The 12,778-nt window shown below is 59.0% G+C and carries 9 protein-coding genes; all 9 read right to left on the bottom strand.

Features of this window, described 5'->3' with window-relative positions; genetic code table 11:
- Positions 1-3 precede the first annotated feature (3 nt).
- Complete coding sequence (locus ABG996_RS00275; protein WP_347479357.1) at positions 4-795, bottom strand: polyphosphate polymerase domain-containing protein; 792 nt, start codon at positions 793-795, stop codon at positions 4-6.
- The gene (locus ABG996_RS00280) at positions 782-2,551 is read right to left on the bottom strand and encodes a CotH kinase family protein (RefSeq protein ID WP_347479355.1); all 1,770 of its coding nucleotides are present in this window, start codon (positions 2,549-2,551) and stop codon (positions 782-784) included. The genes ABG996_RS00275 and ABG996_RS00280 overlap by 14 nt, the downstream gene beginning before the upstream one ends.
- Positions 2,541-4,085, bottom strand: coding sequence for an exopolysaccharide Pel transporter PelG (gene pelG / locus ABG996_RS00285; RefSeq protein ID WP_347479353.1), 1,545 nt, complete (start codon positions 4,083-4,085; stop codon positions 2,541-2,543). Before pelG ends, ABG996_RS00280 begins: the two co-directional genes overlap by 11 nt.
- Before the next feature lie 3 nt (positions 4,086-4,088).
- On the bottom strand, positions 4,089-5,516 hold the full coding sequence (pelF, locus tag ABG996_RS00290; RefSeq protein ID WP_347479351.1) for a GT4 family glycosyltransferase PelF: 1,428 nt from the start codon (positions 5,514-5,516) through the stop codon (positions 4,089-4,091).
- Positions 5,513-7,393: a DUF2194 domain-containing protein gene (locus ABG996_RS00295; protein WP_347479350.1), complete on the bottom strand. Its 1,881-nt coding sequence runs from the start codon at positions 7,391-7,393 to the stop codon at positions 5,513-5,515. Before ABG996_RS00295 ends, pelF begins: the two co-directional genes overlap by 4 nt.
- Entirely contained in the window at positions 7,390-8,295 is a 906-nt protein-coding gene (locus ABG996_RS00300) for a tetratricopeptide repeat protein (protein WP_347479348.1), read from the bottom strand. The genes ABG996_RS00295 and ABG996_RS00300 overlap by 4 nt, the downstream gene beginning before the upstream one ends.
- Positions 8,292-10,430: a DUF4118 domain-containing protein gene (locus ABG996_RS00305; RefSeq protein ID WP_347483840.1), complete on the bottom strand. Its 2,139-nt coding sequence runs from the start codon at positions 10,428-10,430 to the stop codon at positions 8,292-8,294. The genes ABG996_RS00300 and ABG996_RS00305 overlap by 4 nt, the downstream gene beginning before the upstream one ends.
- Positions 10,431-10,775: 345 nt before the next feature.
- Entirely contained in the window at positions 10,776-11,444 is a 669-nt protein-coding gene (locus ABG996_RS00310; RefSeq protein WP_347479344.1) for an RloB family protein, read from the bottom strand.
- 1 nt (position 11,445) lies between these two features.
- The gene (locus tag ABG996_RS00315) at positions 11,446-12,663 is read right to left on the bottom strand and encodes an AAA family ATPase (RefSeq protein WP_347479342.1); all 1,218 of its coding nucleotides are present in this window, start codon (positions 12,661-12,663) and stop codon (positions 11,446-11,448) included.
- Positions 12,664-12,778: the final 115 nt, after the last annotated feature.

A 12,778-nucleotide genomic window follows, 5' to 3' on the forward strand; every position in this document is an offset into this window, starting at 1 on the left:
GGTCTAAATATCCCCTCGGTTCCCAAAATCCGATTCCCAGTAATTAAATCCGCGCAGGTAGGCGGTCTTGTCATAACACAGGCAGTACTTAGAGACCGCCGTGAGTTCGGCCGCGCCCGGCGGCACCATATCGCGCACCAGCTGCGGGCAAAACTCCGTAAACTTGACCTCCATCACCAGCTTACCGGGCTCCAGGACCGGCAACGCGGGCAGCGTCACGTCAAAGATATCGAAGCTTCCCACCGCGGCACGCACATTCATGTCAAACGTAATGCGCACGGTGCCCTCGTCCATCACCCACGGCTCGCGCTCGTAGTCCACAATGGTCCGTGGGCGCATCATGTTGCAGATGCACTCGATGTAGAACTCGCGACAGAGCGGATAAGGGCTCCTCAGCAAAAAGCCGTAGTCGCCAGCCAGAATCTGCTCAAACTCGCCACGTGTGAGCGGCGCGTCCTCCTTATAGATCCAGCTACCGTACTTCTTTTTGCGCTCGAGCTTAATCACCTTGTCGCTGCCGTTATAGATGCGTACGCGATACTTTTTGCGCATGAGAATGCCGGCGTCTTTTTCCTCGTAGGCCGAGTTGCAGTAGTCGTCAAAATACAGGCTGCGAATGGTGTAACCGCCCGCCCGCGCATGTTTGTCTAGCTTAAATACAGGCGCCATGCGACAGGCAAGCGCGGCGTGCTCGCCCTCGTTAATGAGATATTTGAGCTCGTGGCGGTAACGCTTCTGCGTGGCACGCACAGGCGGTGCCGCCAGGCGCTCAAGCAGCGCGCTAGCCCTCCTCATACGTATCCTCCACGACCTTACCGCCGTCTTGCACGTAAAAACACTTCATGCCGTAGTGCTTGCCGTCGTCGGTCACATAGTAGTCAAACGCATCTTGCGTATAGCCGTCGGAGTTGGTGGCACGCACGCGCACAAAATACTGGCCGGTATCGGGCGCATCGCAGGTCACCTCGGGAAGCAGCACATCCTCGGCCTTAAAGACCACGTCGCTTATGGCATAGTCGCGCGCAAGCTCAACGGTGTAGCGAATGTCGCGCGCCTCAAAATCGTAGGACGCATCCCAGTTAATGCGCAGCTTGCCGTTATCGATCTGCGGCACGCCGATGTAGAAAGGCATGGGCTTTTTAAAACTCTCGCGAAAGCTCTTGTAGTTCTCCTCGATCTCGGAGGGAATCGCCGCGGCGATCTGCTCATATTGGTCCTTGGTGACAGGCAGATTATCGATATCGGGCGAAGCAAAGACTAGCGATTCGGTAACCTCGCGATAATGCTTGATCATCTTGGTCAGGCGCGTCTCGGTCAAATACGTACGCAGGTCCTTGACGGCGCGATCGAGCTCACCGCGGAACGCCTTGCTGCGCAACGCGCGGTTAAACAGCACGTTGCCCCAGTAGTTGCTTGCGCCGCGCTCCCAGCTCGCGTAGTCCGAAAACCCGGTAAGAGAAAGTTCCAGCTTGCGCAGCATGCCGTCGTTGTCCCAATCCAAAAAGTACCAGGTATTTGAGTTGAGCGGGCTGTACAGATAACAGTTGCGGTTCTGCGTATCGCAGTTGCCCGTAAGGATCTGAAACGCCAGCCAATAGACCAGGTTCTCGGTATCAAAGTAGGTGTCGAGCACGTTATCTATCTTTTGCGATTCGTCGTTGAGCGCATCGAGCATCTCGATGAGCTTGGTGTGGTCCGTATCGCCCTTAATCTCGAGCATGCCCTCAAAGTTTGCCTGGTTGTAGTCGGGATCATCGGCAAGCTTAATGGTGTCCTCGTAGCGATGAAAATCGAAGCTGTTCACCTTGTACAGGTGCCCGCTTTTATCCAGGCCATGTGCCTTAAGCGCCGTCTTGTTAAGCTGCTCCACCTGTGTAAACAAGCCATAGTCCTCAAAGGTATCGTTGGACTTTTCGGTCTGGTCGCACACCCACAGATGCACAAACTGCGTGCGCAGGCCCATCATCTGGGGAATCCCGCGGATAAGATCGTAGGCCATCTTGTTGCGAAAACGCATGCCCTCGCCCATGTGCTTGTTGAGCGCAATCGCGCGCTGTTGGCGCCAGGTACCCTTGCCCTTTTTGAGCTCCACCTTGTAATTCTTTTGCGAGTTCATGCTCGATGTCTGGCCGCGCACCTGCACGGTAGCATTGGGCGCTTCCTCGCCATAGCCAACCTCGCCGGCCACCGGGCCGTCTTCGTCGCCCGGCTGCAGCAGGCCCATAACCTGATAGCGCGTCACACCCATGTCGGCATAGTCATACACCGAGTACGTATTGATCTCGGCCCAGCTGTGGTCGGTGTTCTCGGAGCTGTTGCCGCGCGAGACCGTCAGGTACATGGTCACAATGCCCGAGTCGTCGTAGACCTCGTACAGCTCGTCCTTATCGCGCAGGTGCTTGGACTGGTCGGAGGCCTCGGCCTTTTTAATCTTGTCCTGCTTTTTGACCTTTTTAGTCGAGGATTCGTCCTGAGACGAGCAGCCCGAAAGCAACAGCGCGCCGGCAGCCACCTCGATCAGGCAGCGGCGAGACATCAACTTATCGATCATCAGAACCTCCCCAATGTTTTTGGTACAGGCGAACCACCATACGTTCAAACGCACTGCGCGGTTCACCGCCCACGCGTTTGTCCTCGTAGCGTTGCTCAACACGGTCGAGCACCCGGCCAAGTTCGGTAAACCAGCCCGTTTGGTCAGTAGCCACAATGGGCTGCTGGCTCAGGATACGATACGGCAAGTTGGCGGTATAGGTATCGAGCCGCAGCAGCGCCACGATAAAAAACACCGCTGCACCCAACAAAAAGCCAAAGCCGTAAAACTGCTGCGGCAAGAGCAGAGAAACGGCAGTCGCCAGCCCGGCCACACCGGCAAACAGTCCCGAAGCCAGCACGGCCCCCTTGTAGTCGGTAAAGTACAGCAAGATCAGCAGGATCGTGTTGCCCACGGCATACAGGCCATAGCCCACGCATAACGTGCGGAAATACCCGTGCATCAGGTTGTTAAAGCCCAACGGTAGGGCCGACAGCACCGTGGTCTCGAGCGAGATGACCGCCGCCGTCACAAACAGTTGCTTGAGCGCACAAAAACGCAGTTCTCGGTTGAGCGTGGCAAGCATTTCCTCCTCGGCCACCACAATGTCGCCCACCACGCCACCGTCGTTGAACAGGCTGTAGTAGTCGCGGTAGCGCGGATAAAAGTTGACCTCGACCGAGACCACAAAGTTGACGGACGTGACCAGGATCGTCAAAAACGCGATGAGCGCCGGCACATCGTGGTAGGGCGCACCATAAAACAAGCCCTTGACCTGAACGCCAATGGGACCAGCCCAAATAATCACCAGGTGCGCAAAGAGTCCCAGATTGGTTAACAGGCCCGTGAGCGCCAGCGGCATAAACTGATCGAGCCACTGCAAAAAGGGCCAGGGACTGCGGTCACTCTGCGGAAAATACCGGTACAGCAGTACCACGTCCCAGACGAGCATGACGCCGTAGCCCAGGGCAATTGACGCCAACAGCCCCTCGACCGGCGGCAGTCCCAGCGCCAGCGCGGCCAGGGCGCACAGGCACGCCACGCCAATGGCAGCCGCAAAGCTGCACAGGATACCGCGGTAATCCTTGATGGCCGTGAGGTAACTCATGCCGTTCCAGTTGACGATCATAATGTTGAACAGCCACAGGCACAGCAGCCCCTGCAGCAGCGTGGCGCCCGAGAACAGCAAAAAGACGCCGTAGAGCACCGTGCCCGCAACGAGCATAATGGCGTTGGAGCCCCAAAACGAAGGTAGGATCTCATCCTCGCGCTCGGCAAAAAGCATATCGGCCAAAAAGCGCGTGACCGGCATAGAGAAAAAACTCGCGAGCGTGAGCGACGCCAGCAGCGTATAGGTCACCATGCACACCAGCAGATCTTGGTTGGCACGGCCCACACCCCACAGACCGCACAGCACCAAGATACCCACCTGGAGCAGCACGCCCAGCAGCATGGGGCCCGTACACACAATGCCGGCGTAGCCATAGGCGCGCATCGTGGCAAACAGACCCTTGCGCCTAAACAGGCGCTTGAGCTCAAAACCGATTCCGGCCACCGGCTACTCCCCCTCTCTGGGCAGGTCAAACGCTTGCGCCGTCTCGTCGTACAACGCGCGATAGTTGGCGAGCATCTGCTCGTGCAAGAAGTACGTGGCAACGCGACGCTGGCCGCGCTCACCCATCTCGATACGCCGGGCGCGGCTCGCACACATGCGTTCCATGGCATCGGCCAAGCCCTTGCGATACATAGGCGGCGTCACAAAACCTGCCACGCCAAAGTCATCACCCGGGGCGCCTTCGAGCAGCTCACGGCAGCAGCCCACCTCGGTCGTCACGCAGGGACGGCGCGCTGCAAGCGACTCCAGCACGCTGAGCGGCTGGCCCTCGGAGATACTCGTCAAAATGGTAAAGTCGAGCTTTTCCATGTACTCGACCACGTTGACGCGGCCGGTAAAAATCAGGTCGCGCACGCCCAGGGTTTCGACCAGCGCGTGGCACTCGGCGCCGTACTCCTCGTCGTCCACGCCGCCCATGATGTGCAGGCGCACCTTGGGCAGGCGCTCGTGCAGCTCAAAGAAGGCATAAATCATGGTCTTAACATCCTTTATGGGCGCCAGGCGCACCACCGCGCCAATGTCCACCCAGCCGTCATCGGGCTTTAAGGGAATGCCCTTAAAGCGATCGAACTGGATGCCGTTGGGGATGACCAGGCATTTGTCCGCATCGCAGCCCATATCAATCTGCGTCTTGCGGGCATTATGGAACAAACTCGTCACGCGGAAGGCGCGGCGGTAGATCTCCTCCGAAAGCAGGTAGAAAAAGCGAATCCAGCGGTCCTTAAACGACGGCACCACCCAATCGGCGCGAATGATCTCTTCCTCGCGCTCGCGGGTATAGATGCCATGCTCGGTCAGCAGCACCGGCGCATGGTGAACGCTTGAGCCCAGGCAGGCGAGCAGGCCACCGTAGCCGGTCGAGATGGCATGGTACACATCGGCCACCGGCACCTTGCTGCCCAGCAGGTAGAGCACGGGCAGTAGCATTGAGCGCATGGTGTGGAACGCATCGGCAAAGGGCGTGTAGGGGTACTCGGCCAAGCACATGTCGCGAAAGATATCCATAAACGTGCGGCTCTGCAAAAACGAGAGCGGGTGCACGCGACGGCGCTGGAAGATATCGAACAGCACGTCCCAGTCCGGATTGGAGAGCGACACCAGACGACGTAGCGCCTCGCGCTCGCGGTCGTTAAAACTGGCTTCATGCTGCTCGCCCGAAAGCCGCAGGGCATCGTCCAGGAACACCTCGTGCACCTCGACCACGTTGCCGGGCAGCTCGTAGACAAACTTGCCACGGTCGGCAGCATGCGCGCCGATCACCCACAGCACAAACTCGTGCTCGGGCATGGCCGTAATGTAGCCATGCATCCAGGTAGATACGCCGCCGTGCACATAGGGGTAGCAACCCTCGAGTACCAAGCAGATTCTCATTTATCGCCACCCTCCTTGCGCTCGATCGTCACGGTCTTATCATTTGCCTTGAGCAGATACAGATTGCCCGTAAGGTGCGTCAGTTCGCCACCCGTCACCGCACCCGGCTCGCCATTATTGGCGCGGAACATGAGCCACGCCTCGTCGTGGAAATTGCCCAGGCTGAGCGTCCAGGCATCCGCGCTGGTATCCACGCTTACCGTAACCGACGAAAAGCGCTGGATGGCACCGGAGCACTCCGACGCCGTCTGGCGCCGCAGGTCGGGCGCGGATTTGGTAAGACACTCCAGGTAGTCGACCAGGCCGCCCTTGTAGACCTCCCAGCCCTCCTTGGCTCCGCGATCGGGGTCCAAAAGGTCGTCCGGGTGCATAAAGTGCGTGCTCACGTAGTGCATGCTGAGCTCGGACACGGCTGCCAGGCGCATATAGGAATCGTCGACCATGCCGCCCGAAACAATGCGCGGCTGCTCCACAATGCCATCGCTCGCCACGCCAAACTCCTGCACGTACGGCAGGTCGGTGCCATCCTTAAAATACGTACTGGCAATGGTCTTAATGCGCGGAACATCGGTACCGATAAGCTTGCGCGCGCGGGCCGAAAGGATATTCGACGGCGGCACGTAAACCGAGCCATGAGCATTGGGCAGGACCTCGTCCTGAAACGCGATAAGTTCGTTGAGCGATGCGACGAGCGTCTCCTTGTTCTTCCACGTCTTGTAGTCGTACAGCGTGCCATAGTCGGTGTCCCAGAGTGCCAGAGGCTGATGGTTGTAGCCGTGAAAGCCCAGCTCTCCGCCCATCTGCAGCAGCATGCCGCCAAAGTAGCGGAACTGTGTGGTATCGGCTTGGCGCGCGGGCTCGGTCTGGTTGACCGCGTCCTCGTAGTTTTCGATCATCACGCCGGTATAGCGAATGCCGTATTTTTGCGCAAGCTTTTGCAGATCGGGCCACCAGACCTTGGTATAAAAGTCGGCAATGGAAAGCCCGTAGTCGCGCTTGATGTAGGTGCCGTCGCCCGAGGGCACGGGACTAGGAAAGTCGTCCAAAAAGAACACGGCGCTGTTGATGACTGGATAGGCCGTGGCATCACCCAGCAAGCTTATGGCCGAAGCATAGAACCCACGCATGACCTTGTCGTAGATGCCAATGTTGCACACCACGGTGTGACCACTGCCGCAATCGTTAGACCAAATGAGCGGCGTGCCCGTGTCGCCGGTCTTAGCCCACACGTGCGCCGTCTCGCGCAATGAAACCGAGAGCGAAGAATCGAAGGGACCCGAGAACTCGTAGCGCTCTCCTCCGCCCAACATAAAGTCCTCGCTCGGAACGATACTTTCGGCTGTCGCATAGTCATATCCGGCCGATTCGATCCCAAGCTTGGAAGCAATGGCCTGCAGATAGTTCGAGTTATCTGGCGTCATGCCCAGCATGAGTGAGCCGCCCGCACTCACCCAACTCATCAGATCGGTCAGATGCGCACCCAGTCCGTCAAGCGAGGGCATAAGCACAATCACGCGATCAAACGACGTGAGCGATGGGATCGCGTCCGCACCGTCGGTGGCAATATCAACATCGCGATGGGCGATCTTCATGTCCAGCAAAATCTGGTCGAACTGGTCTTTAACGTCGTCGACGCTATCTTGGTCCGAGTCGGTAATGACCAGGCACGTGGGCTTTTGGCCAAAGATTGCCGAGGAGGCCGGCACCGCATCGTTGGCAGCAAGCATCCCCAGCTTGTGCTGTCCAGCGCTGTACTGCACGCCGGCACGCTCCACCAGCAGCACGGCGGCCATGGCAATAAAGACCGCCCACACCACGAGGAGTCCCATCCAACGAAAGCGGCCCGCACGGTCGCGGATATGTTGCACCACGCTCATCTGGCCTCCTCCCCGTCGCGCCAAAACGCCAACTTTTCGCGGTTGTCGGCGCTCAAATACACATGTTGCTTGTCAATCGCATCGATCACACGGTGAACCTCGTCACCGTCGCGGCGCATCACGGCCAGCCGCAGGCAAAGCATCCAAACCTCCTGCTCGTCGGGCACGTCGAGCACCAGCTGGTCGGTCACGGCCTGCGCCTCGTCGATCTGTCCGACATCGGCCAGCGCCGTCGCGTATCGAATGCGCAGCTCAAGGGTATCCTCGCGCTCGCAGCGACGCGCAAGCAGGCGCGCGTACTGTTGGCGCTGAATCTGAGCCACGCGCCCCTCGGCCAAGCCCGAGCCCAAGTATTCACCAAGAAAATCACAGTATTCGTTGAGGTTTTGCGCACTCGGGTCCGTCTTAAAGGAACGCTCCAGCTGCTGCAGTTTAAGGTCGGACTCCTTGGAGATCTGCGCCACCGCCGTCGCGGCATAGTGCGCCACCTCAACGTCGTCGTTAAGCTTAGCCGCCTGCAGCTGCGCCAGGTACGCGTCGGGCTCCTCGGTGAGCATGGAGAGCATTAGGCGGCGCCGGTATGCCGGGTCGTTGACGATGAGCGCCTCCTCGAGCGGGACCACGCCCGCATCGGTGTCACGGTCGTGCACCAGGATGCTGCGATGCAGGTCGTCGTTGAAGCGCAGCGACTCCAGCGCAGACTCTTTCAGCCCCTCGCCAAACACCGCGCTGCAGACCGATAGCAGAACCACCAGCAACGGGCCCCACAGCGGCACCAGCACTATCACAGCCAGCATGTGCCCGCGCACCGGCAGCAGGCCCAGCTTCATGAGCGTCCACAGCATCAGGCAAACCAGCGCATGAATCAGCAGCAAGACGGCAGCAACGACAAGCGAGATCAAGCGGCACCCCCCTCACCGTCACCGGTGTAAGCGATGTGCTGCAGCAGCGCCACGATGTCCTCGCCGTCGACGGGCTCCACCGCAATATGCTTTGCGCTCAGGCGCTCGCGGATAATGGGCAGATCGCACGCCTTTGCCTGGCGCATAAGCAGGTAGAGCACGTCGCCGTCGACCAAGCCCGCCGCGTCGCTCTCGCGGATTGCCGACCCAATTGCGCCCACCAGCTCGCCGACAGGCTCCATGCCCGGTACCACGCGCAGGAGCAAAAAACTCCCCATCTTGCTATCTGCCAGCGCCTGCTCCGCCGCGAGCTCTTGGCCAAAGGCCGCCTGCTTGAGCACGCAAGTGCCGTCAACGCAGCGTTTATCCTGCGCCACCGCCTCATAGTCAAAGGCACGGCCCAGCGCGCTTTCGACCAGCCCGCACAAGATGCGGAACAGGTTTTGATAATAGAGGGTCATTTGGTTTTCGGCCGCACTACGCACAAAGATCAACACGGCGGGTGCCCCGTCGCGCTCGATCGTGTATCCAAACATGGGAAGCCCCGGCGTCAGCTCGCGGTTCACCCACAGGTTCGAACGACCCCCGTCGCCCAAAAGAGGTGCAAGCTGCTCAAGCGTGAGCGAGCGTGCGGCATCTTCGGCAATCGCGGGACTTGCTGCCACCAAGCGTGCAAATGCCCCGCCCGAAACATGGTAGATCGCCACCGAATCGTTCTCGAGAATCTCGCCCAGAAGCTCGCAGCACTTGCGATAGATGTCGCGTGGGTTGAGTACGTCGAGCTCCTGCGTCACGGCAAAGATCTTGCCAAAGCTGTCGTGGCGACCCACGATCTGGCGCCTGTACGCGCGCTTGTCCTCGATCGCGTCGTGGTAGAGCTGCGTAAGGAACGTATTGCGGTTGCGCACGAGCTCGTTTTGATCGCGCTCTGCCCTAATGGCTTCGCTGTTGCGCAGCTGCACATAGCCGCACACGGCACCCACCACAAAGTACGCAATAAACGGCAGCCAGTTGGACGGCTCGTAGAACAGGCCCTGGAAGGTATAGCCGTACTGAGTAAAGTAGCTCGCGGCCAAACCCACCGACGCCAGCAGCGCCGCAACCAGGCCAAAGTCCAAGCCATACAGCGTGCCGATCAGCACCACGTAGAGCAGGCGATAATCGAGCACGTTGAGCTGGGCCGATTGGGAGAACAGATGCTCCAGCACCTCGAACAGGACCCAGGCAACGCCCGTCTCTAGGCATTTAATAGGCAGCGTGCGCATTTGGATGCGGTCGATGGCGGCACGCAGCGGGTTGATCTTTTTGATGCGTCCAGCGCCCCAGCGAGCTTGAATGGTCGAGAGATCGCGCAGCAAGTCGTAGCGCTGAAACCAGCCATAGCGCACGCGAGCGACGTCGCTGGCGGGCAGGGCGTAGCCGGCAGAATCGCCATAGGCAACGGCAAGGCCGGGGAACAGCGCCCTGAGGGCGTCGCCCACCTCACCCGCCGTGTGATGGAAGGTATCGGCTACGTCGAGCGTCTCAAAGTTACCATCCCAGCTATCGAAGATACGGCGTACCAGCACCGCAAGCTCCTCGGCACACAGCAGGGGAAACGCCGCATCCTGCGCGCCCTGCAGAGCGACCGATCCGGTTGAGCACGCGTCGAACAACGGCACCAAAAACGGATCTTCCAGCGCGGCGGAGGCAGTGTACAGGAAGGGCACGCGCAGGATCTTGGTCTGAACGCCCTCGCGAGCAGCGTAGTAGCGGCACAGGTCGTTGGCTGCGCGGGCGATAATGCCCTTGCCCGTTCGCCCCGCGGCGTCGGTGGCACCCTCGGCACCCGCGGGCCCCGCTACATACAGCAGTTGGACCCGGCGACCCGCGCACGCACGAAAGACCGAGCGCAACAGCTCGATATCGCCCACGGTATCGGTATGCGGGGTAAGGTAATTAGACAGGTAGACCATGCGGTCGAACTCGTAGGCCTGATCCAGGTGTTGCAGAAGCTCTTTCCACGAGGAATGGGGCGACGACTCGTCGCGGTACGCGTCCTGCGCGGCTACGACCTGCACATGGTCCCCGGGGAACGCCTTGGCACAAAAGTCATCGTCAACATATGCGGTGTTGCCAACAACCAGCACCTCCATGGCGCACCCCTCCCCTTAATTCCACATTTGTCATAGTCTAACATGCGTATTTTACGCTGTCAACGCGAGTTGGAACGCCTTTAAGGCTGTTTTAAGAACTTTTTTAGGGGATGTGGGGACATCGAGAGTGCTAAATGAGCACCCAATCCAGAAGTGCGGTGAAAAACCGAGATCTGTCAAACAGGCCCCTGTTTTGAGCATCCGCGACCTGCAGTTTTGTTGGCAAAAATCGGTGTGCGCTCGGCGAGTTTCGATTTTCCCCGCACTTCTCCTACGCACCGGACTCGCAATAGCGCAGTACAATCCGCCAATCGCACTAACCGGAAAGCCAATCCAGCGACTCGCCTAGCCAACCAGATACGGCCCGATTACATCGAAAATTTCGCCCACCTTAGTTGCAGGGTTTTGCGCAGATGGCTTAATGTTACCCAGTTCCCTATGGTATGCGACGAGGCGCCCAGCACGCTGCAATGCTTCGCCTCGCCTATCATCAACTGCCCCAAACATCCCGTCCAGGTTCTTGCGGTACTCGATGCCCAAGTTCTTCGACATCTCCTGCGCGAGGGCATGTTGGCAGTCGGACGCGGACATATGCGCGGTCGTGTAGCGAAAGTGCAAAAGCGGCCACAGCTCGAAGCAGGGGTTCGACCACAACGCATGGAAGGTCCTCGAACCATCGGAGAGCTCGTCACATTTGCGCTTCATCGCATCAAAGTCGGACGCAGGAAAGTCATCCTTGTCATACACGAGCCACACGTGATCGAACGTCTCGGGCGCATAGCGACAGTGTTCGACGGCGAAGTCAAGCAGGTCAAGCGTGTGTCTGCCGGTCCCCTTAACGACAATGGCAACCTTGCGCTCGTTCGCCGCGCCCAACGCCGCACGCACGCCCTCAAAGTAGCGAGGCTCGGTCTCCTTGCCCTCGCTCACTACAAGATGACGCGTCATCTGAACCATGCGCGAGCGGCCCTCTCGCTTGCCGCTACGCCAGCCCTTCGACTTCTTCGCCACCATGCTAATCCCACTCCTCGATGCGGGTGAGGTACGGATCGGCGCCGTAGCGACCGGACAGGTATTGCTTGTCGAAAGCCGCGTTCTTGCTTACCAGATTACCGTTTGCCTCGTGGATATCGGCGAGAGACCACAGTTGGCTCGCCTCCCCCTCGCCGCGTGCAGCGAACCATATCTCGTCACGGCGGAACACATCGTTTCGCATGGTTGACACATCCTGGGACGAGAAGATGAGCTGCGCGCCACTCTTGTTGACCTCAGGATCCTTAAACAGCAGAATCACATAGCGAAGAAGCTTCGGGTGCAGTTTGGCGTCGAGCTCGTCTACCACAACGGTGCCACCACGCTCAAGCGCTGTCATCAGATACGCAGCCAACCCCATGAGCTTCTGGGTACCGGCAGATTCCTCGGATAAACGCAGCTCGTACGCCTTGCCGCTCACCTTGTGCCTCACGAAGACGCGCTGGCCGCGCCACTCCGGCGCCCTCTCCACTCTGAAGCCATCAATACGCACATCAACGGCGCGCAAAAAACGCGTGACCTCGCGCGAGTCGCCCTCGTCGAGCATTTGCTCGAGCATCCGCTCAAGGTAGGAACTGTTGTAGTTGAGAAACACAGCGTCGAGAAACCAGCTGGCCGCCTCCTGGACCACCGGCGCATCGAAGTTGATGCAAAGGAACGATAGGTACGGCAGGCTCGGGTTGAACCTCGCAGCCGTCACAAGCTTACGCAGTGTGGGGCCGAGTTCAACCTTTGTATCCTCGCGCTCGAACAGCATCGCCGTACGCGACGCTCCCAATTTACGCCGCCACAGCCCTTCGGACACGATCTCATCGGCGTGTACAGACAGAACATAGCGGTACTCATGCTCGCCCGCGCGGTAATAGAGCTCGAACTCGGTGGGCTCGGCAGCAGACACGTCATCAAATTCAAACGCCGAACAACGGGCTATCAAAGGGCGATCACCCGCTGGCGCATCAGCGCTGGCAGACAGCAATCTAATTGGTCTGGCCACCGCCGAACGAACGTAATCAAGAGCCTCGAGCAGGTTAGACTTACCGCCAGCGTTGGGCCCGTACACCGCAGCCACCGGAAGGAAACTCTGCCCGTCGGAGCACTCGATGAGGGAACGCTCAAACTCCTTCATCGGCGTCGCCTGCATGGAAAGCTCAGCCTCGTCGCGATAGGACCGATAGTTCTTAAAGGTGAACTGACAAAGCATGGTACTCAACATTCCTTTCATTATTTTGAAAAGATATATCAGAGTTTTTCTTTGATTATAGACTTTAAGTAGTCTAAATCAAGTGCTTGCTACACCAATGACAGCAAGCGCACGG

The sequence above is a fragment of the Collinsella aerofaciens genome (assembly GCF_039836695.1).
GTDB classification, from domain to species: Bacteria; Actinomycetota; Coriobacteriia; order Coriobacteriales; family Coriobacteriaceae; genus Collinsella; species Collinsella aerofaciens_BD.